26 protein-coding genes are annotated in these 25,529 nt (G+C 46.5%); 11 read left to right on the top strand and 15 right to left on the bottom strand.

Annotated features, from left to right (window positions below; translation table 11 throughout):
• Positions 1 to 6: 6 nt before the first annotated feature.
• Together MMG82_RS04930 and glnA are read right to left on the bottom strand one after the other, a co-directional pair.
• The gene (locus MMG82_RS04930; RefSeq protein WP_224021454.1) at positions 7 to 264 is read right to left on the bottom strand and encodes a YceK/YidQ family lipoprotein; all 258 of its coding nucleotides are present in this window, start codon (positions 262 to 264) and stop codon (positions 7 to 9) included.
• Positions 265 to 837: 573 nt separating this feature from the next.
• Positions 838 to 2,247, bottom strand: coding sequence for a glutamate--ammonia ligase (gene glnA / locus MMG82_RS04925; protein ID WP_037425030.1), 1,410 nt, complete (start codon positions 2,245 to 2,247; stop codon positions 838 to 840).
• Positions 2,248 to 3,221: 974 nt separating this feature from the next.
• Between glnA and typA the strand changes: the two genes are divergently transcribed.
• Complete coding sequence (gene typA, locus MMG82_RS04920) at positions 3,222 to 5,033, top strand: translational GTPase TypA (RefSeq protein WP_037425027.1); 1,812 nt, start codon at positions 3,222 to 3,224, stop codon at positions 5,031 to 5,033.
• An 83-nt stretch (positions 5,034 to 5,116) separates the two neighbouring features.
• On the opposite strand, the gene MMG82_RS04915 is transcribed toward typA, so the two are convergent.
• On the bottom strand, positions 5,117 to 6,145 hold the full coding sequence (locus MMG82_RS04915) for a diguanylate cyclase (RefSeq protein WP_047539712.1): 1,029 nt from the start codon (positions 6,143 to 6,145) through the stop codon (positions 5,117 to 5,119).
• 375 nt (positions 6,146 to 6,520) lie between these two features.
• Between MMG82_RS04915 and katG the strand changes: the two genes are divergently transcribed.
• Positions 6,521 to 8,707: a catalase/peroxidase HPI gene (gene katG, locus MMG82_RS04910; protein ID WP_047539714.1), complete on the top strand. Its 2,187-nt coding sequence runs from the start codon at positions 6,521 to 6,523 to the stop codon at positions 8,705 to 8,707.
• A gap of 85 nt (positions 8,708 to 8,792) precedes the next feature.
• On the opposite strand, the gene MMG82_RS04905 is transcribed toward katG, so the two are convergent.
• From MMG82_RS04905 to MMG82_RS04895, 3 genes are all read right to left on the bottom strand, one after another.
• Positions 8,793 to 10,007, bottom strand: a complete 1,215-nt coding sequence (locus MMG82_RS04905; protein WP_047539716.1) for a 4Fe-4S binding protein — start codon at positions 10,005 to 10,007, stop codon at positions 8,793 to 8,795.
• A gap of 310 nt (positions 10,008 to 10,317) precedes the next feature.
• Positions 10,318 to 10,971 (bottom strand): DUF2959 domain-containing protein, encoded by a 654-nt coding sequence (locus MMG82_RS04900; protein ID WP_047539718.1) that lies wholly within the window; start codon positions 10,969 to 10,971, stop codon positions 10,318 to 10,320.
• Positions 10,972 to 11,000: 29 nt separating this feature from the next.
• The gene (locus MMG82_RS04895) at positions 11,001 to 11,222 is read right to left on the bottom strand and encodes a hypothetical protein (protein WP_037423215.1); all 222 of its coding nucleotides are present in this window, start codon (positions 11,220 to 11,222) and stop codon (positions 11,001 to 11,003) included.
• Positions 11,223 to 11,303: 81 nt separating this feature from the next.
• On the opposite strand from MMG82_RS04895, the gene MMG82_RS04890 reads away from it, so the two are divergent.
• The 8 genes from MMG82_RS04890 to azoR all read left to right on the top strand — a co-directional run bounded on the left by MMG82_RS04890 (position 11,304) and on the right by azoR (position 17,563).
• A complete protein-coding gene (locus MMG82_RS04890) occupies positions 11,304 to 12,317 on the top strand; it encodes a virulence factor BrkB family protein (protein WP_088586535.1) in 1,014 nt (337 codons plus the stop codon).
• Positions 12,318 to 12,362: 45 nt separating this feature from the next.
• Positions 12,363 to 13,319 (top strand): alpha/beta fold hydrolase, encoded by a 957-nt coding sequence (locus tag MMG82_RS04885; RefSeq protein ID WP_241406556.1) that lies wholly within the window; start codon positions 12,363 to 12,365, stop codon positions 13,317 to 13,319.
• Positions 13,316 to 13,918 (top strand): hypothetical protein, encoded by a 603-nt coding sequence (locus MMG82_RS04880; RefSeq protein WP_241406555.1) that lies wholly within the window; start codon positions 13,316 to 13,318, stop codon positions 13,916 to 13,918. The genes MMG82_RS04885 and MMG82_RS04880 overlap by 4 nt, the downstream gene beginning before the upstream one ends.
• A 15-nt stretch (positions 13,919 to 13,933) precedes the next feature.
• Positions 13,934 to 14,371 carry a D-aminoacyl-tRNA deacylase gene (dtd, locus tag MMG82_RS04875; protein WP_037423224.1) on the top strand — a complete coding sequence of 146 codons (438 nt, stop codon included), beginning with the start codon at positions 13,934 to 13,936 and terminating at the stop codon, positions 14,369 to 14,371.
• 39 nt (positions 14,372 to 14,410) lie between these two features.
• On the top strand, positions 14,411 to 14,854 hold the full coding sequence (locus MMG82_RS04870) for a thioesterase domain-containing protein (protein WP_172589174.1): 444 nt from the start codon (positions 14,411 to 14,413) through the stop codon (positions 14,852 to 14,854).
• Between the two features lie 160 nt (positions 14,855 to 15,014).
• Entirely contained in the window at positions 15,015 to 16,235 is a 1,221-nt protein-coding gene (locus MMG82_RS04865; RefSeq protein WP_037423230.1) for a serine protease, read from the top strand.
• 11 nt (positions 16,236 to 16,246) lie between these two features.
• Positions 16,247 to 16,780, top strand: a complete 534-nt coding sequence (locus MMG82_RS04860; protein WP_241406554.1) for a hypothetical protein — start codon at positions 16,247 to 16,249, stop codon at positions 16,778 to 16,780.
• A 186-nt stretch (positions 16,781 to 16,966) separates the two neighbouring features.
• On the top strand, positions 16,967 to 17,563 hold the full coding sequence (gene azoR, locus MMG82_RS04855; protein WP_037423238.1) for an FMN-dependent NADH-azoreductase: 597 nt from the start codon (positions 16,967 to 16,969) through the stop codon (positions 17,561 to 17,563).
• Between the two features lie 61 nt (positions 17,564 to 17,624).
• Here azoR and MMG82_RS04850 read toward each other — a convergent pair whose 3' ends face one another.
• The 3 genes from MMG82_RS04850 to MMG82_RS04840 form a co-directional block, all read right to left on the bottom strand.
• Positions 17,625 to 17,789, bottom strand: coding sequence for a hypothetical protein (locus MMG82_RS04850; RefSeq protein WP_241406553.1), 165 nt, complete (start codon positions 17,787 to 17,789; stop codon positions 17,625 to 17,627).
• Between the two features lie 36 nt (positions 17,790 to 17,825).
• Complete coding sequence (locus tag MMG82_RS04845; RefSeq protein WP_241406552.1) at positions 17,826 to 18,149, bottom strand: rhodanese-like domain-containing protein; 324 nt, start codon at positions 18,147 to 18,149, stop codon at positions 17,826 to 17,828.
• A gap of 95 nt (positions 18,150 to 18,244) precedes the next feature.
• Positions 18,245 to 18,820: an XRE family transcriptional regulator gene (locus MMG82_RS04840; protein WP_144345219.1), complete on the bottom strand. Its 576-nt coding sequence runs from the start codon at positions 18,818 to 18,820 to the stop codon at positions 18,245 to 18,247.
• 129 nt (positions 18,821 to 18,949) lie between these two features.
• Here MMG82_RS04840 and MMG82_RS04835 point away from each other — a divergent pair, with 129 nt between their 5' ends.
• Positions 18,950 to 20,137 (top strand): benzoate/H(+) symporter BenE family transporter, encoded by a 1,188-nt coding sequence (locus tag MMG82_RS04835; protein ID WP_241406572.1) that lies wholly within the window; start codon positions 18,950 to 18,952, stop codon positions 20,135 to 20,137.
• Positions 20,138 to 20,194: 57 nt separating this feature from the next.
• Here MMG82_RS04835 and MMG82_RS04830 read toward each other — a convergent pair whose 3' ends face one another.
• From MMG82_RS04830 to MMG82_RS04805, 6 genes are all read right to left on the bottom strand, one after another.
• Entirely contained in the window at positions 20,195 to 20,650 is a 456-nt protein-coding gene (locus MMG82_RS04830; RefSeq protein ID WP_241406551.1) for a GNAT family N-acetyltransferase, read from the bottom strand.
• 722 nt (positions 20,651 to 21,372) lie between these two features.
• Complete coding sequence (locus MMG82_RS04825) at positions 21,373 to 22,443, bottom strand: hypothetical protein (RefSeq protein WP_241406550.1); 1,071 nt, start codon at positions 22,441 to 22,443, stop codon at positions 21,373 to 21,375.
• 103 nt (positions 22,444 to 22,546) lie between these two features.
• Positions 22,547 to 23,518 (bottom strand): toll/interleukin-1 receptor domain-containing protein, encoded by a 972-nt coding sequence (locus MMG82_RS04820; RefSeq protein ID WP_241406549.1) that lies wholly within the window; start codon positions 23,516 to 23,518, stop codon positions 22,547 to 22,549.
• A 532-nt stretch (positions 23,519 to 24,050) separates the two neighbouring features.
• The gene (locus tag MMG82_RS04815) at positions 24,051 to 24,350 is read right to left on the bottom strand and encodes a type II toxin-antitoxin system RelE/ParE family toxin (RefSeq protein WP_241406548.1); all 300 of its coding nucleotides are present in this window, start codon (positions 24,348 to 24,350) and stop codon (positions 24,051 to 24,053) included.
• An 8-nt stretch (positions 24,351 to 24,358) separates the two neighbouring features.
• Positions 24,359 to 24,601 carry a type II toxin-antitoxin system Phd/YefM family antitoxin gene (locus MMG82_RS04810; protein WP_023266112.1) on the bottom strand — a complete coding sequence of 81 codons (243 nt, stop codon included), beginning with the start codon at positions 24,599 to 24,601 and terminating at the stop codon, positions 24,359 to 24,361.
• A 174-nt stretch (positions 24,602 to 24,775) separates the two neighbouring features.
• Positions 24,776 to 25,519 carry a hypothetical protein gene (locus tag MMG82_RS04805; protein ID WP_241406547.1) on the bottom strand — a complete coding sequence of 248 codons (744 nt, stop codon included), beginning with the start codon at positions 25,517 to 25,519 and terminating at the stop codon, positions 24,776 to 24,778.
• Between the last annotated feature and the right edge of the window lie 10 nt (positions 25,520 to 25,529).

Genomic DNA, 25,529 nt, shown 5'->3' with positions numbered 1-25,529 from the left:
ATATGCTTAAATGCTGTAGTTATAGTGGCAGAACATAGAACGCGGGGTTCGGAGCTTAGGATTACTGGGCGTGATAGCTAAATCGACTGGCAGCATCACGGTATCGACGATCAGCGAGCTACCCATATCGACCAGTGTCAGGGGGATAGTAAACAGTAGCAGGGGCGGGGCGGATAACGCAGAAACTATCGTACACTCCTCGCCATTATCGACAGCCGTTTGAACACTGGAGAAAGAATGCCCCCAAGTTGAATTTTCTCCCATCCTCGATGTTATTGTTGCACATCCCGTGAGAGAACAGCACACGACCAAGCAAGTCAACCAACGCATAACCACTCCATTGTTTATATGTGAAAAACCGCATTGTTTCGGTATGAGCGACTCGCTTGATTAACTTTGGGCGTTAGTCTTATGGAACCCGAACTGGTTTTGTTCGACACCGATATATTCAGTTTTAGCAAGTCGGCATTCTAACCACATGAATATATGTGTCAATTATTCAGCAGCAGTAATGAGACAACAGTAAAGAGACTCCCAACTTTAGTGTCGCTGTAGTTAACGCCTCTGCCTATAAGTTAGTTTTATATCGCGTTTAGCTCAGTCTTAAACGACATCTGTCCCTATTGTTGTTATTGCAGTGGTGTCTGCTGGTATGCTTTCTTTTGATGATAAATAAGTGGTTGGCTATGTCGCCATTTAGAGAAAAGTGTTGGTCATTGCACCAGCATGAAAGTAGCGTATACCTTCAAGAAACAAAAAGCCCCATCAGCAAAACTGTTGGGGCTTTGATACTTTATGCATGCATTTATACAGTGAGTAATTGCATGCATCTAGCCATTACAGGCTGTAGTACATTTCAAACTCTAATGGGTGAGTTGTACGGCTTACACGCTCAGCTTCTGCAGATTTCAGTGCAATGTAAGACTGGATGAAATCTTCGCTAAATACACCGCCGCGAGTTAAGAACTCGTGGTCAGCTTGCAGGTTTTCAAGGGCGTTTTCTAATGAAGTCGCTACTTGTGGGATTTCAGCCGCTTCTTCCGCTGGCAGATCGTACAAGTCTTTATCCATCGCTTCGCCTGGATGGATCTTGTTTTGGATACCATCGATACCCGCCATCAGCAGTGCTGCGAAACCTAAGTATGGGTTTGCATGTGGATCTGGGAAGCGAGTTTCGATACGACGACCTTTAGGGCTTGGTACCACTGGAATACGGATTGAAGCGCTGCGGTTACGTGCTGAGTAAGCTAACATCACTGGCGCTTCGAAGTGTGGTACTAAACGCTTGTAAGAGTTAGTGCTTGGGTTAGTGAAAGCGTTCAGTGCGCGAGCGTGCTTGATGATACCACCGATGTAGTACAGTGCAGTTTCACTTAAACCAGCATATTTGTCGCCTGCGAACAGGTTTACGCCATCTTTCGCCAGAGATTGGTGAACGTGCATACCGCTACCGTTGTCGCCAACGATTGGCTTAGGCATGAAAGTCGCAGTCTTACCGTAGGCGTGAGCCATGTTGTGTACTACGTACTTCAGAATTTGGATTTCGTCCGCTTTCTTAGTCAGGGTATTGAAGCGAGTTGCGATTTCGTTTTGACCCGCAGTCGCCACTTCATGGTGGTGAGCTTCAACCACTTGACCCATTTCTTCGAGCACTAAACACATAGCGCTACGTAAGTCTTGTGATGAGTCAACAGGAGCTACTGGGAAGTAACCGCCTTTCACGAATGGACGGTGACCAGTGTTGCCACCTTCGTAGCTAGTGCCAGAGTTCCATGCCGCTTCTTTAGCGTCGATTTTCACGAAACAACCAGACATGTCAGTACCGAAACGGACATCGTCGAACAGGAAGAATTCTGGTTCTGGTCCAACTAATACAGTGTCAGCGATACCGGTAGAGCGTAAGTATTCTTCCGCTTTTTTCGCGATAGAACGTGGGTCGCGGTCATAACCAGTCATAGTGCCTGGCTCGAGAATGTCACAACGGATCAGCGCAGTGGTTTCTTCGGTGAATGGATCCAGTACGAACGTAGTTGGGTCTGGCATCAGTACCATGTCTGATTCGTTAATGCCTTTCCAGCCAGCGATTGACGAGCCGTCAAACATTTTACCGTCTTCGAAGAAGTCAGCGTCTACCTGATGAGCTGGGATAGATACGTGCTGCTCTTTACCTTTGGTGTCGGTAAAACGTAAATCAACAAACTTAACTTCTAATTCTTCAAGTTGCTTTAAAACTGATTCAACTGACATTCTCAAGTCTCCGGTAGGGTAAAGGGATGTCCCTTCTATAATCTTTTAACTCAAGTAGTGCTTGAGCCAAACTTACTAGCTATAAAGCGATATCTATGCCAACAATTTAACTTGTTGATAATTAATAAATATGTGTTTTATTGCACTATCTTTAACTCTGTATTGCACTTTATTGGTGCGTTTTGATGTGGCATTTTGGTGCATTCATCCATTTTGGTGCGCGCCATTCGCCCCCCATTTTAGTGCAGTGACGATGAGCATCGGCTTGCTTGGTTAATTCATATCCATATTCAAGCTGAGCAGCATACTCGCTGTTAGCCTGTTACTATCCATTAGGCTCAGCAAAACAGAATGAATTTAGCATATAAATAAGTCTAGATAACCGCGTAAGGTCACTGTTTTCAGTGCTCGCCATAATGTCACAAAACAGTGAGATGCTAAGCTGTTTTTCTGATAATGATTTTGGCTTGTTTTCATTGCTTATCATTAAAAATCAATTGATTAGCCTTGTTGTTCTTAGGTGGGAATAGAGTTTATTGAAACTGCGTCTAAAGCCATTTATTGAGGCTATCGAGAAAATACTTAGGTAGCGGTTTGGCATACTGATGTGTTTGGACGAAAAAACGGGGCTGCCGAATTGGGGTTATTCGCTATACTTATGGCGGCCTTGAGCGCATAGTCTGCAATGACATTCCAGTGAAAAATAGTAATTTCAGCTGGTTAGTCGTATTGAGTTCGAGATAACGTGGCAATTGTCTGCGCGTTAACGGTGCATTTGGGTTATTTGCCTTATCGCCATAACTGATTCGTTAGCATAGGCCCCAAAAAATAGTTTTATAAGTGTTCAAAAATAATCCTGTGCGATATGGCCGCTCTGGAGTAGAATGTCACGCTTTTTTATGGCGACTCAACGTAGATTGCTGTAACGAATATTGTAATATCCCTAATTTTGTTTGATGGTAAGAGGTTTATCTGTGCTAGAGAATTTACGTAACATCGCCATTATTGCGCACGTTGACCATGGCAAAACGACCCTGGTTGACAAGCTGCTGTCGCAATCAGGAACCCTTGAGACCCGGGGAGAAGCTACTGAGCGGGTGATGGACTCCAACGATCTTGAAAAGGAGCGTGGAATCACGATTCTGGCAAAGAACACTGCCATCAAGTGGAACGACTACCGCATCAACATCGTAGACACCCCAGGCCACGCCGACTTCGGTGGTGAGGTTGAGCGCGTTCTGTCTATGGTTGACTCAGTATTACTGCTGGTTGACGCCGTTGACGGTCCAATGCCACAGACTCGCTTCGTAACCAAGAAAGCGTTCGCCCAAGGCTTAAAGCCAATCGTTGTTATCAACAAGATTGACCGCCCTGGTGCACGCCCTGATTGGGTTATCGACCAAGTATTCGACCTGTTCGATAACTTAGGTGCGACTGACGAGCAATTAGATTTCCCAATCGTTTATGCTTCTGCATTAAACGGTTTTGCAACTTTAGATCCGGATGTCGTCAGTGAAGATATGACGCCACTGTTCCAGACTATCATTGAAAAAGTATCTCCACCTGCAGCAGATGCTGAAGGTCCGTTCCAGATGCAAATTTCTCAGCTTGATTACAACTCTTACGTAGGTGTAATCGGTGTTGGTCGCATCAAGCGTGGTAGCATCAAAGCTAACCAACAAGTGAGCGTAATTGGTGCTGACGGTAAAGTACGCAACGGTAAAATGGGCCAAGTATTAGGTTACATGGGCTTAGAGCGTACCGAAGTTGACGTTGCAAACGCGGGCGACATCGTAGCGATTACTGGTTTAGGCGAGCTGAAGATTTCTGACACTGTGTGTGCCGCTGGTAATGTTGAAGCACTACCACCACTATCAGTTGACGAACCAACGCTGACCATGACGTTCCAAGTCAACACTTCACCTTTCGCAGGTAAAGAAGGTAAATACGTGACATCACGTAACATTCTTGAGCGTCTGCAACAGGAATTAGTGCACAACGTGGCACTGCGTGTTGAAGAAACCGACAGCCCAGACCGTTTCGCGGTATCTGGCCGTGGTGAATTACACTTATCTATCCTGATCGAAAACATGCGTCGTGAAGGTTATGAATTAGCGGTTTCTCGCCCAGAAGTTATCTTAAAAACCATCGATGGCGAACTGTGTGAACCATACGAAACCCTGACCGTTGACGTTGAAGAAGAGCATCAAGGGACAGTCATCGAGAAGCTGGGTATCCGTAAGGCTGAGATGAAAGATATGCAGCTTGACGGTAAAGGCCGCGTGCGCGTTGACTTTATCATCCCAAGCCGTGGCTTAATTGGTTTCCAAACTGAGTTCTTAACTGCAACTTCTGGTACTGGTCTGATTTACCACTCATTCGATCACTACGGTCCGCACAAAGGTGGCGATATCGGTCAACGTGCTAACGGCGTATTGATCTCTAACGCTACGGGTAAGGCGCTGACATTCGCACTGTTCGGTCTGCAGGACCGTGGTCGTCTGTTTATTGGCCACGCAGCCGAAGTTTACGAAGGTCAAGTTGTGGGTATTCACTCACGTTCTAACGACCTGACAGTTAACTGCCTGAAAGGTAAGCAGCTAACTAACATGCGTGCTTCTGGTACTGACGAAGCTCAAGTACTGACTACGCCAATCACTTTAACACTCGAGCAAGCGCTTGAGTTTATCGATGATGACGAATTAGTTGAAGTAACACCTAAGAGCATCCGTGTTCGTAAGAAACACTTAACTGAAAACGACCGTAAGCGCGCTAGCCGCGGTTAATGGTGGTTGTGGTGGTCACGTAAAGTGACTGCCATACAGTGAATAAAGCCCTGCTAAGGCAACTTAGCGGGGCTTTTTAATGGCTATATTTCAGGTTCATGTACTGAGCGTATGCAGTTACGACCTGCGGACTTCGCCAAGTAAAGGGCGGTATCTGCTTGGTGGACTAATTCTAAGGCATTATGTCTATCTGAGGGGAGTAAACACGCGACCCCCACGCTGACCGTGACAATTCCTATGTCTGTTTTAATATGGGGTATAGCAAGCGATTGAATAAGTTGATGTACGTGCTTGGCGGTGTCGAGTGCGCTTTGGTGATCCGTATTGGGGAGTAAAATAACAAATTCTTCGCCGCCATAGCGTGCAACCAATTCACCTGCCCGACGACCTGATTGAGATAAGCTGTTCGCCAGCATCTTGAGACAATCATCTCCAGCGAGATGGCCATAAAAATCGTTAAATAATTTAAAGTGGTCAATATCGAGCATGATAAGCGAGAGTGGCGTGTTGTTGCGTTGCCCACGACTCCATTCCTTTTGCAGCATTTGATCAAACAATCTACGGTTGCCAATATTGGTTAACCCATCGGTATTGCTGAGTTTTTCGAGTCTGTTGTTCGCTTCGGCAAGTTCATAGGTTCGCGCTTGTATAATGGACTCTAGCTCTCGATTGCGCTCTTCTAAACTCGTCATCGGGTAAATTTCGCCTTGTTTTGCTAAACCATAGGGAATGGATATTCCACTATGGACGATTTTCCAATCGTTGCTTTCTTGGCGAAAAATCAGCACTAACCTTGCGGTTTCTTGGCTGAGTATCGAGTCTGGAATAGGGAGGTGTATATGGAAAAACGCTGTAATAACAATAATATCTTCGGCAAGATCCTGTAGTGAAAGATCTAATACTTCAATATGGATCCGTTCGGGGACTTGGGCGAAGTCCTGACGGGTTATTTTTACCCATTCATCTTTACTGGTGACAAGAATATCGCTGCTACCTGCATAACCACTAAAAGTATCGCTAAAGCGGGCTGTGAGTTTGTCATCCCGTGCAGCGTACATCTCAATATATTCATCAAAAAGTGACTGCATAAGTTGCAAGCGTCTCTGTCGCATAGATTCACCTCAAGTAAGAATATAAGCGTTTTATTGTTCTTATTTGAGATGAGTATTAGTGATAAAACCATCTTCCGTTCTGATTAAAATCAAGATAGTGATGTAAAAACCACCAATAGTGTGATCTGTGCCCGCTTTTTGAGCTAGGGTTTGCTGTTCTTGTTACAGTTACCTAGCTTTAGTGGCAAAAGTTTGAAATGTTGTCATTTTGCTTGTTTAGTATACAGACCGAATGGTGCATTAATCGTTACTTTGGAACAGTGCAGAAGGGATTAATGCAAACGATAAACGTTTTAGAAGACGTCCAAACCAGATAAGCCTAATGACGCCTTATAGGGTCATTCCCTTCGTTAGCCATAAGTAAAGGAATATTCCATGGACAAGACTCAACACTCTCAAGGTAAATGCCCCGTGATGCATGGGGCAAATTCAGCCGTTGCCAGCAACAATATGGATTGGTGGCCTAAGGCACTAAATCTCGATATTTTGCATCAGCATGATAAGAAGACGGATCCCATGGATCCCAACTTTAATTACCGTGAAGCCTTTAAGACCCTTGATCTCGCTGCCGTGAAGCAGGACTTACATTCTCTTATGACCGATAGCCAAGATTGGTGGCCAGCCGATTGGGGGCATTATGGTGGCTTGATGATCCGCATGGCATGGCACTCTGCGGGAACCTATCGCATTGCCGATGGCCGTGGCGGTGCGGGGACGGGTAATCAACGCTTTGCCCCACTCAATAGCTGGCCCGATAACGCCAACCTTGATAAAGCCCGCCGTTTACTCTGGCCGATTAAGAAAAAATACGGCAACAAACTCTCATGGGCAGATTTGATGATCCTCGCGGGTAATGTGGCCTACGAGTCTATGGGCTTAAAAACCTATGGATTTGCCGGCGGTCGAGAGGATATTTGGCATCCTGAAAAAGACATTTATTGGGGCTCTGAAAAACAATGGCTTGCGCCAAGTGATAATCCTAACAGCCGTTATTCGGGCGCGCGTGACCTTGAAAATCCCTTAGCTGCCGTAATGATGGGGCTGATTTATGTGAATCCTGAAGGGGTTGATGGTAAACCCGATCCACTGCGCACCGCTCAAGATGTGCGTGTCACTTTTGCACGAATGGCGATGAATGATGAAGAAACCGTGGCCTTAACCGCCGGTGGTCATACGGTGGGCAAATGCCATGGCAATGGTAAGGCACAGGATCTTGGCCCTGAACCCGAGGGCGAAGAACTTGAGGCCCAAGGTTTGGGCTGGCTCAACAAAAAAGGCCCAGGCACTGGCGCGAATACCGTTACCAGTGGTCTCGAAGGCGCTTGGACGACTCATCCCACTCAATGGGATAACGGTTATTTTCACCTACTGTTAAATTACGATTGGGAATTGAAAAAAAGCCCCGCGGGCGCCTCTCAGTGGGAACCTATTAATATTAAAGAGGAAGATAAAGTCGTCTCAGTGGGCGACCCGAATCGCAAGTTTAACCCCATCATGACCGATGCGGATATGGCGATGAAAATGGACCCCGAGTATCGCAAGATCTCCGAGAAGTTTTATCAAGATCCCGCCTATTTCTCCGAGGTATTTGCCCGTGCTTGGTTTAAGTTAACTCACCGCGATCTGGGGCCTAAGAGCCGTTATTTAGGGCCAGAAGTGCCGAGTGAAGAGCTGATTTGGCAAGACCCCATCCCAACCGTTGATTATCGTTTGGATGCCAGTGAGATTGTCGACCTGAAGGCGAAATTATTAGCCTCGGGACTCAGTGTTTCCGAATTGGTCGCAACCGCGTGGGACAGCGCGCGCACCTTCCGAGGCTCGGATTTCCGCGGTGGCGCCAATGGCGCACGGATCCGTTTAGCACCACAAAAAGATTGGCAGGCCAACGAACCCGAGCGTTTGCAAAAAGTATTGCAGGTGTTGAGCGCGTTGCAGGCAAGCTTAAGCAAAAAGGTCAGTATTGCCGACTTGATTGTCCTCGGTGGCGCTGCGGCGATTGAAAAGGCCGCCCACGCTGCGGGAGTCAATATCACAGTACCTTTCATGCCTGGCCGTGGTGATGCCACGCAGGAAATGACCGATGTGGAATCCTTTGCCGTACTTGAGCCTTTGCACGATGCGTATCGTAACTGGCAGAAAAAGGATTATATAGTTCAGCCCGAGGAGATGATGCTCGATCGCACTCAACTTATGGGGTTAACCGCCCATGAGATGACAGTGTTGGTTGGGGGAATGCGGGTGTTGGGCACTAACTATGGCGGTACACGCCACGGCGTGTTTACCGACAAAGTGGGTGTGTTAACTAATGATTTCTTTGTGAATCTTACCGATATGGCCTACAACTGGAAGCCTGCGGGTACTAATTTGTATGAGATAGTCGAGCGTAAAACTGGCGCAGTGAAGTGGACCGCTACCCGTGTCGATCTGGTGTTTGGCTCTAACTCGATTTTGCGCTCCTATGCTGAGGTTTATGCGCAGGATGATGCCAAAGAGAAGTTTGTGCATGACTTTGTGGCCGCTTGGACTAAGGTAATGAATGCCGACAGGTTCGATTTGGCTTAGTCACTGGCACTCAAGCTTATCGTGACCATAAAAGGTGCAGCTTAGACTGCACCTTTTTTATGTCTCTTATTAACAAATCAGAGAGTTAATGACCCACTCGGTCAATCACTTGGATAAGTTCCATGCGGATAGCGTCCGGTGTTTGGCTATGCCAGAACCCGGCTAAATAAGCGCCGAGTGGCAGGAGGAAGAGCGCCAATAATAACAAGACTAACAATCCTTTATGGCTAACTCTGTGACCCGATTTAAGGCCAAAACCGAGTGCCGCCGATTTAGGGCAGGCCGCCACACAGCGCATACAGGCTTGGCATTCGTCGCTGCGAACCGTGGTTTTGGTATGCACTATGATGTTGGCTGGGCAGGCGCGGGTGCATTTGTCGCACTTCATACCCTTGGCTTCGATCAGGCAATGCTGAGTATCGCGGCGGATTTTGAGTGGGCTGGCAAAACTTAACAGTCCGAGCATGGCACCATAGGGACACAAGTAGCGGCAAAAACCTTGGCGACGCCATGCGGCGAGGACGAGGATAAGAGCAAAGCAGGCTAAGGTAATAAGCCCTGGTGTGACAAAAAACAGTGCCATCTTAAGGTCGGCAATCTTGTGGTAGTTACCCTGCAGATAATAGGGAATCGACTCGCTTGGCATGCCGATCACTACATAAAACAGCCCTAGCAGTAATAAGTATTTCAGCATCCGTAGTGGCCAGTCTAGCCATGCTGGGGGCGCAAGTTCTGCTTTGATAAAGCGTTTGCGCAAGGCGTAAAGGTATTCGCCGGCAAGTCCTAAGGGGCAGGCCCAGCCACAAAAGGCGCGTTTACAGAGTAGGCCAGTGAGTAGCACGGCGGCGAGCATCACTGCGGCGGCGGGATGGATTTGGTCCCACAGGTTGAGCGTCAATATGGCTTTTAATTCAATCCCGCCGGCGATGGGCAAAAAGGCATCGACAACATCAGGGCGCATTAACCAAGGCGTGACCCCTTGTTTGAGTTGGATAGCATTAATGCAGTATTGGATGGCGACTAAAAACAACGAGAGTGCGAGCAGGTGTTGGCAACCTTCACGCAGGGCGTTGATTTTTATCTCGGCCTTATACTCCACCGGAGCAAACTTATGGGCAATAAGTGCAAGGGGCAAGGCAATGATTAGGGCGAGCGCCAAGGGCCAGTAGAGGCTAATCGCCACGGCGCCAACACTCAGGAGTAAGGTGGTTACTGCTCCCCATTTTTTACCACTCCAATAGCTTAGGGAGGCAATATACATTAGGGCCAACATTAGGGTAAGGGATTCAATAAAGGTCATGTTAATACTGCAAATAGAATACACGTATTCAATCTGAGCAATCTTTTGTAGATAAGTTTATGAGCCTAAAGTGAATTTGTGCGTTAGATCCAATATTGATTGAATCATCACACTAAAGCGCGCCATCGCTCACAAAGCTAAAAATCTTAGCCTTGCACAAACGAAACTGGGAATGCAGGGAGGATAAAATCAACAGCAAACCGCCATCGCAGCTTGCCGAGGTGTTTAGAGGGTTAGAGCATCAGTGCTAAGCTGTTAATTCAGATTGGTTTGACGGAATTAACAGCCAGTTTGAGCAAGCTAAATGGCCTTACCCTTTTGAGTTATCAAGGGCCTCGATAAATCGAGTAGACTCGTTGATAGATTTATTCATCTCTTTGATTAAGCCTGAGATATCCGTTTGTAAGTTGGCAAATTCACCTTTAATCGCGCCTATCGCCTGGGCATTTAAGTTATGCTTTAAATACAGCATATTGTCTTTCATAGCGGTGAGAATGGGCGGCATTTTTGATTCGGCGCGGCGCATGGTTTTAATCAACTGCTCGTAGGAGCGACGGGTTTCCTTGAGCTTAGTTTCACTGTTGCGGCGTAGGCTCGCTTTGCTGATCTCACCAATTTCCGTTTGCCACTCATCGAATAGCGCCTCGGCAACATCTTCGACTTTGTTGATGCGATTACTTACATCATCGGCGGCACTTTGGGCTGACTCGTATTCATCTTTAGCCTTGTTATAGGCCTTTTCGAGGTTGCCACCATTGTGGTTGAGTAGGGCTTGCATCTCCTCGAGTGCTGAGCTGAACTCTTTTTGCGCATCCTCTTGGGATTCTTTCGCGGCTTTCACTCTGTCGACCATAATGTCGCGCTTGTGGTAGCCCACTTTTTCCATGGCACCGTAATAGGCACTCTGGCAGCCCGTCAGCAATAGCGTTGCCGCTATCAGACTAGAGGTGATCAATCTTTTCATTGGGTATTCCGTCACTGAGTCAGATGAAGTTAGTCGGCCTTAAAACGTGCCGCATCGATAATGCTCCAGAGGTGAAAGATAGCACCAATTACCGCGGGCACAATTAACCACCAAAGGGCGTAGCCGACTACAGTGACCACGAAGAATAGCAATGCTGCCAAAATTCGCCCTTGTAGCAGTTGGCCTAGGCCTGGGAAAAACAGACTAGCGATTGCGGCGATAACATTGCCAGTGGATCCTTGTTGTGACATCAATTCACTCCTTAGACTTGTAAATTAAGTGTTTATTGTACGAAGATAACGAGTCTATACCAACAGAATCAAGAGAAACCCGTGACTAAGAAGATAGATCTGGCACAAATTCGAGCCTTACTCCTTGGGATTTGGCACTTCCTGCTGCATTTACGCCAGCGCCTAGTAGAAGATCAAATCAATATTCGTGCGGGCCACTTGGCCTATGTCACCCTATTATCGCTCGTTCCTATGGTGGCGGTGACTATGTCTATGCTGTCGGCGTTTCCTGTGTTTAAGGGGATCCGCGGCCAAATTGAAGCCTTCGTTTACGAGAATTTTTTACCCGCAGCGGGCGATACGGTACAAGTCTATATCAATGAATTTGTGGGTAATGCCTCTAAAGGCACAGCGGTGGGGATTGCGGCCTTAGTGGTGGTGGCGATTATGCTGATCTCCGCCATTGATAAGTCACTGAATAATATTTGGCGCACTAAGGAAAAACGTTCTGTGGTCGTGGCCTTTTCCATGTATTGGATGGTGATTACCTTAGGCCCTGTGCTGGTGGGGGCGAGCCTAGTGGCGACTTCCTACGTGGTGTCGTTAAAGCTGTTTGAGGGCGACACCTTATCTGGCGTAATGCCGCTGTTTATCGAACGTTTGCCGCTGTTATTTTCGGTGGCCGCGTTTTTACTGCTGTATATGGTGGTGCCGAATCAAAAGGTGAAGTTTTGGCACGCACTACTCGGTGCTGTGGTGGCAGCCTTGCTATTCGAGTTGGGGAAAAAAGGTTTTGCTTTGTATGTGACGAAATTTCCAAGTTATGAAGCCATTTATGGTGCGCTGGCGACCATTCCTATTCTATTTGTTTGGGTATATTTATCTTGGATGATCGTGCTGCTGGGCGCCGAAATTACCGCCGCCATGCCCGAGTATTTGGACTATGAGTCCAGTAGCGATATCAACGAAATTAACCTCGATGATCAGCCTTTAGCGGCGCAGGATACACCCGCCGCGCAGCCAGAAACCACATCTGCCCAGTCAAGCCAAGTGCTTGAGACGACAGGTGAACTTGCGGCAAACGCGCCTTCATCGACTACACTGGATAAGCCGTAGCTAAGTTATCATTCACCAAGACATTCAGCGAGCCTTATCCCACCTATGATCACTGATGCCCATCCGCTTGCCGCTTTTATCCGCCGTGATTGGCTGATGATAGGCAATGGGCAGCAGTTGCATCTCGCTCAATATGGTAATCCGCAGGGTATCCCGCTGCTGTATTTGCATGGTGGCCCTGGCGCGGGGGCTTCGATCAGTGAACTGAGTTTATTTAACCCAGAGCACTATTGGATTTTACTGCTAGATCAACGTGGTGCGGGACAATCGCTGCCTGCTGGCGAGTTGGAACACAATCATTTAAATGGGCTTATCTGCGATATTGAGGCGATTCGCATTCACTTAGGCATAGCGCGTTGGTGCCTAGCGGGTGGCTCATTTGGCGCCACCTTAGCCTTAATTTACAGTGGGTTATTTCCGCAGCGGGTAATAGCTCAAGTATTATGGGCGCTGTTTCTTCCATCAAAAGAAGGGATTGAATGGCTCTATGCGCCCTCGGGCGCGGCGCAGTTATATCCACAGGCTTACCGTGAATTTGCCGCGCCTTCTATTGGATTGGCGGATTTATTTACGCATTATCAGCTAGGATTTAACGCCCAAGATGAAGCAACTCGCCACGAATCTGCCCGCCGTTGGATCCAATGGGAAATAACCTTAGCGGGCGTACCAACTGGCCTACCTAAGCGGCTTGCGCCGCCGCTATTCGCCTTAGCTCAAATCGAGCTGCACTATGCGCAAAATGATTACTTCAATATGTTCAGTGTATTACAACGGGTGACATCTCAAGTCTCTGCGCGTACCCTGCTATTACAAGGCACGCAGGATGCTGTCTGTCCTGCACGCTTATTAGCCGCATTTGGGGCAAAAATCGATAACCCCAAGATTCAAATCCACACTATTGTTGATGGCGGGCATTCGCTGAATAGTGAAATACTCTCACTTGCCGTCACTCTCGAAATTCAAGCCATGTGGTCTTGGATAAAGCGACAGGAGTTAACATGAAATTAGCTATGATTATTGCCGCCATTTTGGGATTAACGGCCTGTGCGGCCACCTCATCCTCTACCCCAGAATCTCAATCGACATCTTCTGCGGTCGAATCTACCGAGGCTCGCGCACCTGTGGCGCCTAAAGTGGTGCAATTGGCTGGAATGACCAATGAGGCCGCTGCTGATGCTTTGTATCAGGCCTTAATTAATGCCAACTATTTAGCCACTAAAGTCGGGGCGGATAAGGTTGCGGTGCAATTTGGCAATAATGATTTTATGCTCGAACCCAGTATAAATGCTGCGGGGATTGACCGTATTTTGATGAACCGTTTTTATGCGGTGCATCCACAGTTGCAGGCCAGCCCTGAACTGCCCGCGGTGATTGGCGAACTAAACGCCAAGCTAAACTTCGCTAAATTTGTATTGCGCGAGCAAGGTGCGGTGATCCAAATCCAAGGTACTGTGACCTTTGCTGATAAGGTCGAAATCGAGGAGCTTCGCCGTTTTATGCTGTGGACCGATGGCGGCTTGGCTGAAATCGCTAAGTCCTTGCCGGAGGGAATTGAGCAGTATCTGCGCCCAATTCCTTTGATGCCCGTTGTTAAGTCTTAATTTAAAGGAAAAGTTGTGATCGCCTTAATTCAAAGAGTCAGCCGCGCCAGTGTGGTTGTAGATAATCAAACCATAGGTGCAATTGATAAGGGCTTGTTAGTTTTACTGGGGGTTGAGCGGGAAGATAACCGCGAGAAGATGGAAAAGCTAGCTACTAAAGTGATGAGTTATCGAGTTTTTTCTGACGAAAACGGCAAAATGAACCTCAATTTGACTCAAGCGGGAGGTTCGCTTTTAGTGGTATCCCAATTTACCTTGGCCGCTGATACTGAGCGTGGGCTAAGGCCGAGCTTTTCGGGTGCGGGCACACCAGAACAAGCGCTTGGCCTGTATGAAGAGTTTGTCGCCTTTTGCCGCGCCAAGGGCGTGACCACCGAAACAGGGCAATTTGCTGCTGATATGAAGGTTGAACTGGTCAACGATGGCCCAGTGACCTTCCATTTACAGGTTTAACCTACAGGACAGTGTGCCAACGGCAGTAAGGACATGCACATGGACGAATTATTAAACCAATTACGCCAGACCTGGCACCGCACGATACCTGTGAGTGAGTTTATGCAGATAGCGCCGCTGTCATTTACTGATGGTGAATTGAGCGTGAGTGCGCCACTCGCGCCGAATATTAATCTGCATCACACCATGTTTGCGGGCAGCATTTATACCCTTATGACCCTCACAGGTTGGGGCATGGTATGGCTGCAACAGCAACTCCTTAATGTGGATGGCGACATAGTGTTAGCCGATGCCCATATCCGTTACTTGGCGCCCATTCGCAATCAACCTATTGCACGCGTGGTATGGCAGGATGCCAGTTTAGCGGGCTTATCTGTGGGGCGAAAAGCCAAAGTTCGACTTGTGGTTAAGCTTTACTGTGAAGACCTGCTCTGCGCGGAGTTTTCTGGCCTGTATATTAGTCTTCCAAGCATTAAAAAATAGTTGCGACTGTTTGATTTTTGTAAATTTTCATCGTTGATGTTGCCTTTAACTTGCAATAGAATCTTTGGCTTAATGCAACTTAAGTTGCATACGCCATGGTCCGTACGGTTATCACGTTTATGCTGTATGGCGCTATTTGCATTGATATTAAGGATAACCGATGCGATTTCTCTCCTGTGTGCTTATTGCTCTATTTTGTTTTCATCTCAGTGGTTGCGCCAATACCAAGTTAAATGCCAATAAATTACCAAAGGGTGTGGTGCTAAATAAAGCTATTACGCTCCCTGTGGATGTGAGTGTTGCTTATTATTTGCCCCATTCGCAGTTAAATAACCGTTTTTATTTAGAGAAATGGAATATTTGGGTCGATCCAGGAAAATCACTCAGTGATGGCGTGAAGGATGGTTTTGGTGCTTATTTTTCAAATGCTAAGTTATTAGACCGCACGCAAGCGAGTCAGTATGGACTGCTGATCGATATCGATCCTGAGTGGAAATTTGAGTCGGGTAAAGCAGAAATGATCATGAGCTATCGGGTATTTAATGGCTCCGATAAGCCCATTCGCGAAGGGCAAAAATCCTTTAAGGCAGATATTGGTTATTTAGGGGATGGTTTAGGCCTTTATAACGCCGCATTGCGTGCGACTCAATTAGTGATTGTCGATGTGCTAAACACGTTGACGCCGTCGGCTAGCTCCTATCCTGCTCAGTATGCAATGAAGGATGTCTCGGCGAATTTGCTGGCAAATATGCAAAAGCCAGTCAGTACAGGAACAGGTTTTTATATTAATCCTCAGGGGCAAATTGTTACTGCGGCCCATGTACTCAAAAATTGCATGGTGACACAGGTGAATGTTGGCGGTAAATCCTTTGATGCGGCCGTAGAGGCTAGCTCGACCTTATTGGATTTAGCGGTCGTGAGTACGGGTACGCCAGTGGAGCAATACTTACCATTGCGCAAAGGTACAGAGATTTTCTTGGGCGAGGCGATTACCAATGTTGGCTATCCCTTGCAGGGATTATTGGCGGCCTCTCCCAATTTAACGCGCGGAAATATCAGCTCACGCGAGGCATTAAAGGGGGCGGTGGGGCAATTCCAGTTTTCGGCACCGATCCAGCCCGGCTCAAGTGGTGGCCCAGTGGTCTCTGACGGTGGGGAGCTATTAGGTATTACCGTCAGTACCTTAAATGTGACGAGTCTACGTGAATCGGGTGCATTGCCGCAGAATGTTAACTTTGCCCTTGATGCAAAATATGCTGCCCGTTTTTTAGATAAGCACCGCATTAGTTATCAGTCGGTTGAGCCCAATATGAAGGGCGATATTCGAACGGCAAATGCGGCGGCACTTGGTGCTGTTGTTCAACTAAATTGCTATCAATAAGGATGTTTCCAATGCTATTTATGCTTCGTATTTTGATACTGGCTTTGTTGCTCATTAGCCCGTTTGTTAAAGCACAAACCACGGTACTTCCACCAGTATTTTTTATTAGTACCATTGATTCAACTGACTTTTATAACAAACTCAAGGGTATCCTATTATTTGAAAAAATGGATAAAGAGAATATCGGTAATCCATTGAAACTGATTGTGACCTATAAAATGGAACCTACAGCAGGGGGAGAAGCCGCTGGGCTAACCTCGGCGATTTTAGCGGGTGGCTCCCTAGGGCTGTTACCTATGGTGACCAATAATGATTTGGTGCTGACCTATGAGTTTAGGGTTCACAATGAGGTGATTGCCAGCGTCAGTTACCGTGAAAATTTTACCAAGGCTCACAACATGTACTCTAATGAGGGAATGTATAGCCTAGATAAAGAGAGTTTGGCATGGGCGATGACCACGACTGATAAGTTTATGGTTGATATTCAAAACTCGCCTGAGCTTTCCCAGCTAATCAGTGAATACAACTATTATTTTGCTCAATAGTTCGAGTGATGCATCTCCATAAATGAAGGGCTAGCTTTGCTAGCCCTTAATTCAACCATTCTATTTTTTAGAAAGTAATCTCAAATTTTATCCGCTTTTTTTCTTTTTTATGGGCTAATAAACTAAGCCCATAGAGTCGAGAGCAAGCTGAAAGACTCTCAAGAATTTCAATTTTCGGAGCAGATTATGTCTAAAGTCCTAGTGTTAAAATCCAGTATTCTTGGCGGTTATTCACAATCTGCCTTGTTAGTTGACCACCTGATCGGTAAATGGGAAGACCAAGGCGCGACCATCACAGTTCGCGATTTAGCGGGTAAAGATGTGTTGCCAATGGTTGATGGCGAAATCGCCTCTGGCCTACGTGGCGGCGCTGAGTTAACTGCGCGTCAGCAAGAGATGCTCGACCTGTCGAACGCCTTAGTTGAAGAGTTAAAAGCGAACGACACTATCGTGATCACCGCGCCGATGTACAACTTCAACATTCCAACCCAGCTGAAAAACTGGATTGATTTTGTGGCCCGTGCCGGTGTGACTTTCACTTATACCGAAAACGGTCCTAAAGGTTTAGTAGAAGGTAAACGTGCTGTGTTGATCACCACTCGTGGTGGCGCCCATAAAGATGGCCCAACCGATCACATTGTGCCTTTCTTAAAAACCTTCCTCGGCTTTATCGGTATCACTGATGTGGAAGTGGTATATGCTGAAGCGCTGAACATGGGCCCAGAAGCCAACCAAAAAGGTATCAGCGAAGCTAAAGCCAGTATCGATAAGCTAGCGGTTTAATCATAAAGATAATAAAAAATGCCAGCGTAAATGCTGGCATTTTTGTTTACGCAGAACACAATTATTCGCACAGTTTGCAGCCAAGGGACATGGCGCTGGTTTCGATATAGCGCACCTTAGTGCTTGCTTGGCCACGGTTACGGCTCACGCTGTAGCGGGTTTCGCGAACCACTTTGGGCTGCGGCGGTTGTTCGCCGCTAGTTGGGTGCGGGCACTTTGTTGTCATCTGCACCTCCTCACGCATGGTTGCTTGGCTTAGGTTTTAGCTTGGCTGGCAGCAGACTAAATCTTTTAGCGAACCACCGTTGACCACACATTCAAAACCGTTGGCTTTGAGAATATCGCAGCCCTTTTGGGCACGGATACCCGCGCCGCAGTAAAGCACAAAGGGATGCTGTTTATTTTCAACCTGATGTAACCATTGGTCGAGCGTTGGCAGCGGCACATTGATGGCCTGAGGCAAATGACTCGAAGCAAACTCTTCCGGTGAGCGCACATCGATAACGCGCGCACCCTGCTCAATCAATTGCCAACATTTTTCACCGTTGCTGCTACCAGATAATTTAGCCAGTAAAGATTGAAACATAGCTTTGCCTCTATGATTAGAAAATTTTCAATAAGTTTATTCTAATGAATTGGTGAGCGCAAGCGGCAATCTGTTGGGTGCTTGGCTCGTCGGCGTTACTCGGTGGCAGGCGTTTCCCTGTGGTAATGGATAAGATCATGAAACACCACGGGTTGATCGCTCAAGTTGCGGTAACCGTGGGGTTTATCGGCGGCAAAGCGCACGGCTTCGCCCTGCTGTAATGGCTGCCACTGGCCATCGACTAACACTTCCATGGTGCCGCTCAGTACAATCACATGCTCGGTCACGCCCGCCTCATGGGGCTCGGAGAGGCGCTCATAGTGCGGTAATAGGGTGAGTTCAAACATCTCAAAACCAAAGCGTGGCTCAAAGGGAAATAGCGATGCCACTAACATGCCGTCGGTTGCAGGCTTTTGGCGTAATGCATCGGCGTTACGAAAGACCGCGCCTTGGCTCTCGGGTGTCGGCTCCAGAAAAGTTGAGAGTGAGGTATTAAAACCGCTAGCGATTTTCCACAGGGTAGCAATAGTGGGGCTAGATTCGCCGCGCTCAATCTGGCCTATCATGGCCTTGCTTACGCCTGTCTCGAGTGCCGCTTTATCTAAACTCCAACCTTTTTGGCTGCGCAGTTGTTTTAGGGTCGCGGCAAGATAGCTGTTGATGGTCTGCATTGTGGTCTGATGCTTAAAAAATTATTTGTACGTTATAACGCACAGGTGCTATCTTGTCCATCTTGTGCGTTATAGCGCACGGGCAATGGTGCGATGCTCGAGGCAAAGGTAGGATTAGGAGTAGGGATGATGTGGCGCGAGGCTTTGGGACTATCAAAAATATCGGCGGGCTTTATTGCTGTGCTGGTGGGCTACAGTAGTTCTGCGGTGATTATCCTGCAGGCGGCGGATGCCGTGGGTGCGACATCGGCACAAATGAGTTCATGGCTGTGGGCTTTGGGGGTCGGCATGGGGCTCACCAGTATTGGCCTGTCTCTCTATTATAAAAATCCGGTGCTTACGGCATGGTCGACCCCCGGGGCGGCGCTAATGGTCACCAGCCTGGCGGGATTGAGTATCCACGAAGCCGTTGGTGCCTTCCTGATTAGCTCTTTGTTGATCGCCCTCTGCGGCTTGGCGGGCTGGATGGATAAGCTTATTCGTATCATGCCGCAGTCAGTCGCTTCGGCCATGTTAGCAGGGATTTTACTGCAGTTTGGTTTAGGACTGTTCCAAGCCATGCAGACTCAACTGAGCTTAATCCTATTGATGTTATTAGTGTTTGTTGTGCTTAAGCCCTTTGCGGCGCGTTACATTATGTTGCTCACCCTCGTAGCGGGGATAGGGATGAGTTATCAATTGGATCTACTGCAACTCGATAAGCTTGAACTGCAATTCGCGGCTCCCGTATGGATAGCGCCTGCGTTTTCTGTCACCAGCGTAGTGGGCGTGGCGCTGCCCTTATTTATGGTGACTATGGCCTCACAAAATATGCCTGGGGTGGCAGCGCTTCACGGCCATGGTTATCGCCCGCCTATCTCGCCATTAATTACTGTGACGGGTCTGATGGGCGTATTGTTTGCCCCCTTTGGCGGCTTTGCTTTTAATCTCTCGGCCATTACGGCGGCGATTTGTATGGGTAAAGAAGCTGACCCAAATCCCGCGACCCGTTACTGGGCGGCAGTGTGGGGCGGCGTGTTTTACTTTATCACTGGTTTACTCGGCGCCACTGTAGTTGGCCTTTTCGCCGCATTTCCGAAGGAGTTAGTGCTCGCGATTGCAGGATTAGCCCTGCTTGGCACCATAGGTAACAGTCTAACCGCAGCGCTCGCGGATAACGACGAGCGAGAAGTGGCGGTGATTACGTTTCTCGTCACCGCATCGGGTGTGAGTGTATTGGGGATTGGCAGCGCCTTCTGGGGATTATTACTCGGATTTTTAATGCATTACTGGCACAAGCATCGCGCCTTAACCACAACTAAACAGGCAAAAGCTTAGCTGTGGTTAGGTCTAGACTGAGGTTTGCTACCTCAGTGGATTGATGTGTGCAGAGGCCTAGAGCCTTTTGGTCATAAACAGGCTATTGAGGTCGAGCGTGTAATCGGCAAAGGGGCCACACAGCTCGAAGCCAAACTTAGCGTAGAGAGAACGTGCGGGCAGGAAAAAGGCCATCGAGCCGGTTTCTAAACTGAGGCGTTGCACGCCAGCGGCTTTGGCGTCATTGATCAAGTGCTGCAGAATCTGGGATGCCACGCCTTGTTGTTTGTAAGTTGCTGCGGTTCGCATCGATTTGATCTCTGCATGTTCAGCATCTAACCATTTTAGTGCACCGCAGCCTGCTAGATTGCGGCCATCCCACAGTGTCCAAAAGCGAATATTGGGTTGGCGCAGGCCATCCAAGTCTAATGCGTGCACACTTTCCGGCGGCGAGGTTGCTCGCATATCTTCAAGGTGCTCAGTTAAAAGTGCTGCAATTTCAGGCCCTTTTAGATCATCTAGTATTATTTTCATTGTTGCTCTCAAGATTAAAATTCCCTGTGTTGTCACTTATCCATCATAGCGTTAACGTGCTTGGTTGTTTTTAGGATTAAAACGCTGCGGTAACTAAGCAAAGGGTAGGCCAACATTTAGGGAAGAGGTTAATATCAGTCTTTATAGCAAGAGAAATAACTTCCTGTTTTATTTTGTTTTCTTTCTATGGGGCCTAGTAAATGCTAGAAAAGTCGCCACTAGATCTTTCCCAACTTAGTTTGGATTTTTAGATAAAATCAAAGTCGTGGGGCTTCACCCCACACCCGACCAAGGAGGACTGCTCGTCCTATCAAAAACGTCCATGTTAAACTGCCAGCTCGATATCCCTATCTCGCGCTCAAAACGGCCGTTTGTCTTCGCCCTTGGATGCTCCAAGACGCCCCCAACGGAGTTGAAAGCCCCTTGGGCATTTAGCGTCCTTATGCTATCACGTCAGACGCTCGTCCCTGATTCGACTGACGCTATCTCTGCCTCTGATTGGCAGGAGGCCTGAATGTCGTGAAGTGCATGGTCAATGATGTTCCATACATCATTCTGACATTTCCCATTTCCCTATGGGTCTTATGCACGAGAACGGCCATGGCCGAACTCACGCAATTTGTCTATTCGCCCTGCGGCAATTCCGAGGGGGTGGTGTATTCCTTGGGCTTAGGTGTTATTGGTCAAATGTTGAATAAAAAGTTATGCCTGTCCGATCTTATTCAGCAGTTACTTAAGTCGATTACTCGAGCTGATGGATATACCTGTTTAATTTGAGCAGTAACATAGTCTGCGACTTCGTCCAGAACAAAAACAAGCTGCTTTTTACCATCTTGGATATCTGGTGAGATCCTTTGAAGCCAATATAGGTCACTAAGAGCAAAATACCGAGGAATCGTAATATACAACTCTTCACAAAGATCAATTACATCCAACTCATATCCACCGCCACGAACAGGCTCATATGATAACTCTAGACTACAAGGTGTTATGTTCTTCAAGTCGTCAATACTTGTGAGAATTTGAAACGATGTAATATTCTTTGAATCCTTTCTCATTGTTGATGGGATCACTTTAGTACCATATTTTTCGATTAGGTGCTTATATGAGTGAGCACCACCTCTAGCTTGAGCATGCTTGACAAGTTTACTTGGTGTGAATTCATCACCATCATCAATAAGGATTACGGACTTAGTATCAATTTCAAGTTTGACGCTACTAGCTCCACCATGAATAAATGAATTTCGCACCTTTTCGATGATAAATGAACGTAAATAACTAACTAACCCTTTCCCCCAAATAGCTTCAACGCACGAATGTTTAAGGGCGTCACCAATCAATTCATTTTCGTTTGACCAAACTGAATCAATAGACACATTATGTGCAGCCAATCCCAACGACAATAAATGCTCATGTTCTTCACCAATTTCACGCCCTAACTCATTTTCAATTTGAGCACGTCTTTCTGCTACTTCTTTCCATTTCTGTAGGATTTCTGAGGTAAATCGAGATTCATCATTATCAATTTGCTTACCATGCTTGTAACACATCCAAATACCGTTTCGAACTGATTTACGTTCTTCAGAGGACATATTTGGGTCATATCTCCTAGCTCCTCTTCCTGGTGCAGCGGCAAATATATGACAAGCCATACCCGTACGGTCGACTGATTCGTCAGACTCATCACTAGCACCAGAAGTTGGAGCACGACACGAAGGAAAAGAACATTTATTTCCAGCTCTGTCTTTTAAAGTATCTTTGGTTTTCTGAGTGAAATTATCTCTACTACTCACTACTAACTTCCTATAAATGTGCCGAAACTGCTAACGCCTGCCACAAGGGCGAGCGGCTTGCCGCGAGTCCAGCACACGCAGTGTGCGAACTTGCTGGCACTTGTTATGTATTTTTCTTGCTCGATGTATCATTTTTTTTGAGCACTGAAGCTATTTCAATTGCTGACTCTAAGATTCTAGGATCAAAGTTTTTAGAGTCTATATCTTTAAATGAGGAGTTTTGAGCAATATTCCAATGCTGAAATACCTCTTTAACATCTTCAGGAGTGACAACGTCGCCGTACGCCTGCAAGTAAAACTTACCAAATGAAATGGCGTGTAAACGGTCTGAGTTTTTTAATGACTCGTTCATGTAAGACTTGCCAAGTGTAAAAGCATATTTAGATGAAGCTACAAGAAGTCCTATACCTATAAGACCTTTTATGGACAAAAGCACTATAGCGCCAGTACTTATGTCTTTACCTAAGCTCTCTTTAATAAGATAGAAAGTTGCTAAAACGCCTAAAATCAAGGCCGCATACCCGAGGCCATACCAAAAATTGGCGCTTAGTTTTAGCGAGGATTCTTTTGTATTGAGCCTCTCTTCTGCCTCTCGAATAAACTCCGTTTTACTAGTTTCTAATTTAGCTGCTTGCGCGGTCTTCGCTCGTTTCTTTTCTTCCTGTACTGCTTTATTACGCTCTATAGCTCGATGAATACTTGAAACGACTTTGTTCAAGTAACTGTCCATGAAATTTGGAACCATTTGAACAAATCGATCCAATAAATAATCTGGTATTGCTATATTTTCACCAACCACAATAGGAATAAAAAGTTTACTATCCACAGCGTCCATTTGAGCGAGCGCCACTGTAATTTCGTTTATGACATGCCTTGATTTTAGAGATTCATCAGTAAGTATTGCGACAACAGCATCAGCAGAATGAAGTAATTTATTCAGATCTTTTGCTATGTTAGAACCAACCGATAAAGAATCCATACCTATTACATCATGACCGATCTCAATAAGAGCATCTCTCAATGCATCATGAAGCCCTTTATCTTTATTGCTATGTGAAATAAATATTTTGCTCAAAAGTTACTCCAGATGTGGTACATAACAGTGTATTACCCACACTTCTAATGAAACCCAAACCATAATGGACTCGAAGTTTGAGAAATAAGAGTAAATAATTCAAATGTGCCAGTAACTTAGCATCCATTACGGTGAGTTTCCAATCTTTTTTCATGCAGAAAAAGCGAGACTTTATATACCAAGAAGTATTTTGGCGCGGTATGTAAATCAGAAAACATGAAAAAAATTTAACAAGCCACCCATTGTTAAATTTCCTAAATGTTCAGTTGTAAATAGCAATTTTTCAAAGTGTTAATCTGGCTCTAGTCTTTCAAGCCAGCAGATTACGCTGATGCTCGAAAGGCAAACCATGGTGATTGACGAGACGACCGTCCGCCCCATGGACGGGGCGGTCGAGCATCCAGGGATGGACTTGCTGTGTGTCGTTGAGTCAATACCATGGTTTGCCTCACTCCTTGGTGTGTTATCTGGCCAGCATCATGGTTTGCCTCACGCCTACTGCAAATACTTCAGATCTATGAAAGAGGTGGGGCTATTTCAGATGATTTTGGGGTAGCTGTGGTTGACCTAACAGGGCAACGATAAGGATAAAGTCGTCTTCTTTGGTGAAGTAGGCGGTGTGTTTACCGATAGGAAAGTAGAAACCATTGGGGTAAATATCGTGGCAGCTTCTGCCTAATCCGGGGTTATCGGCTAACATTTGCAAGCCGGATATTAGGTTTTCTTTATATTTGTGCCACTGCGACTCAGAAAAGTGTTGAAGGGTGTAGTCTTTAATCTTTAGTAGGTGAGTCTGAGCTAACCTACTCAGTTTATAACGTTTATTATTCATGTGAGTGGCTACAGGGCGTTAAGAAAATCTTCGCCATCAACAACATTGCCTTGCGCTAAATCTTCTTTGGCTGCGTTGAAACAGTGCTTCAGATAGTCGGCTTTCATCGCCTCAAGCTGTTCGTAATCGTGGATAGACATGACCACAACCGCATCTTTACTGTTTTTGCTGATCTTGATGGGTTCACGTTGAGCGTTTAGCAGCAACTCACCGAAATTTCGTTTGGCGTCATTGGCGGTTAAGGTTTGCATGAGTTAAGCCCCGTTTTGGAAAGACAGTGGCAGTATAGTTTATTGGGCGAAATGGTCAAAATGATTAAATCGTGCGATTTGTGCTAAGGATGGATTGGCTTGCCTACACAATGAAATCAACAAGCCGAGATGATTCTCGGCTTGTTGTTAACGCTTTTGCTAGCTCAAAAGCGATTAGTAGTACTTCTTCAGATAGCTTTCGGCGTAGCTTTTCAGCTTTTTGTTTGGGTTGTTGTTGGCTATGTTTTCAATCACTTCACGGTATTGGGGATTACCGGATGCGGCGAGGGCCTTGGCCATATTGGCGTAGGTGTCGATGGCTAACTTGTCGTTGCGCATAAGGCGTGGATTTTTAAGCTCAACGCTCAGGCGCTCTAGCAAAAAGTCATCGTAATTTTGATCATCCATCATGCGTTTGGCAGCGAGGCGCATCAGCTCTAAATCATCGCTTTTAAAGGCGTTGGCATAGGCATTATTTTTAGTACTTTGCTCGGCCACATATTGGCTTTTATCGCCTAAAATAGCATTCCATTTTTTATACTGGTCAAGATTTTCAAGGGCTTGGGTAGCGTACTTCTTCAGCTTCTTATGGTAGTCGCCATTGATAATATTGTTGATGGTGCCGCTGTATTTATCGTTCCCTGAGTAAGCTAACCCTTTGACTAACCAAGCGCTATAGTCGATAGCATTTTTCTCGGTTGCTTGTGGCAGCGATGCGATAAGTTTGGCCTCTAACACATCGTAAATGGCGGGATCGGATAATCCGGCAAGCGTCAGGGCTTCGATAGCTTGTTTTTGCTTAAATTGATTGTCGCCTTTAAAAATTTCTTGATAGGTTTCAACCGTATAATCCTGCGCCCACACCGGCGAGGCCAGTAAACTGATACCGAGTAAAATGCTTGCAACTAATGGTTTCATTGATATGTCC

The organism is Shewanella sp. MM_2022_3 (genome assembly GCF_022557375.1).
GTDB classification, from domain to species: domain Bacteria; phylum Pseudomonadota; class Gammaproteobacteria; order Enterobacterales; family Shewanellaceae; genus Shewanella; species Shewanella xiamenensis.
The sequence above is the reverse complement of the archived record's forward strand: the minus strand, read 5'-3'. Positions and strand labels throughout refer to the sequence as shown.

Coding starts and splice junctions, on each gene's coding strand:
- MMG82_RS04895 (WP_037423215.1), bottom strand. CDS start 11,222: ATGTCACAACAAGGATCCACTGGCAATGTTATCGCCGCAATCGCTAGT.
- MMG82_RS04835 (WP_241406572.1), top strand. CDS start 18,950: ATGTGGCGCGAGGCTTTGGGACTATCAAAAATATCGGCGGGCTTTATT.
- MMG82_RS04900 (WP_047539718.1), bottom strand. CDS start 10,971: ATGAAAAGATTGATCACCTCTAGTCTGATAGCGGCAACGCTATTGCTG.
- katG (WP_047539714.1), top strand. CDS start 6,521: ATGGACAAGACTCAACACTCTCAAGGTAAATGCCCCGTGATGCATGGG.
- MMG82_RS04860 (WP_241406554.1), top strand. CDS start 16,247: ATGCTATTTATGCTTCGTATTTTGATACTGGCTTTGTTGCTCATTAGC.
- MMG82_RS04850 (WP_241406553.1), bottom strand. CDS start 17,789: ATGACAACAAAGTGCCCGCACCCAACTAGCGGCGAACAACCGCCGCAG.
- MMG82_RS04845 (WP_241406552.1), bottom strand. CDS start 18,149: ATGTTTCAATCTTTACTGGCTAAATTATCTGGTAGCAGCAACGGTGAA.
- MMG82_RS04865 (WP_037423230.1), top strand. CDS start 15,015: ATGCGATTTCTCTCCTGTGTGCTTATTGCTCTATTTTGTTTTCATCTC.
- MMG82_RS04810 (WP_023266112.1), bottom strand. CDS start 24,601: ATGCAAACCTTAACCGCCAATGACGCCAAACGAAATTTCGGTGAGTTG.
- MMG82_RS04930 (WP_224021454.1), bottom strand. CDS start 264: ATGGGAGAAAATTCAACTTGGGGGCATTCTTTCTCCAGTGTTCAAACG.
- glnA (WP_037425030.1), bottom strand. CDS start 2,247: ATGTCAGTTGAATCAGTTTTAAAGCAACTTGAAGAATTAGAAGTTAAG.
- MMG82_RS04885 (WP_241406556.1), top strand. CDS start 12,363: ATGATCACTGATGCCCATCCGCTTGCCGCTTTTATCCGCCGTGATTGG.
- azoR (WP_037423238.1), top strand. CDS start 16,967: ATGTCTAAAGTCCTAGTGTTAAAATCCAGTATTCTTGGCGGTTATTCA.
- MMG82_RS04915 (WP_047539712.1), bottom strand. CDS start 6,145: ATGCGACAGAGACGCTTGCAACTTATGCAGTCACTTTTTGATGAATAT.
- MMG82_RS04815 (WP_241406548.1), bottom strand. CDS start 24,350: ATGAATAATAAACGTTATAAACTGAGTAGGTTAGCTCAGACTCACCTA.
- MMG82_RS04840 (WP_144345219.1), bottom strand. CDS start 18,820: ATGCAGACCATCAACAGCTATCTTGCCGCGACCCTAAAACAACTGCGC.
- MMG82_RS04830 (WP_241406551.1), bottom strand. CDS start 20,650: ATGAAAATAATACTAGATGATCTAAAAGGGCCTGAAATTGCAGCACTT.
- MMG82_RS04870 (WP_172589174.1), top strand. CDS start 14,411: ATGGACGAATTATTAAACCAATTACGCCAGACCTGGCACCGCACGATA.
- MMG82_RS04905 (WP_047539716.1), bottom strand. CDS start 10,007: ATGACCTTTATTGAATCCCTTACCCTAATGTTGGCCCTAATGTATATT.
- MMG82_RS04880 (WP_241406555.1), top strand. CDS start 13,316: ATGAAATTAGCTATGATTATTGCCGCCATTTTGGGATTAACGGCCTGT.
- MMG82_RS04805 (WP_241406547.1), bottom strand. CDS start 25,519: ATGAAACCATTAGTTGCAAGCATTTTACTCGGTATCAGTTTACTGGCC.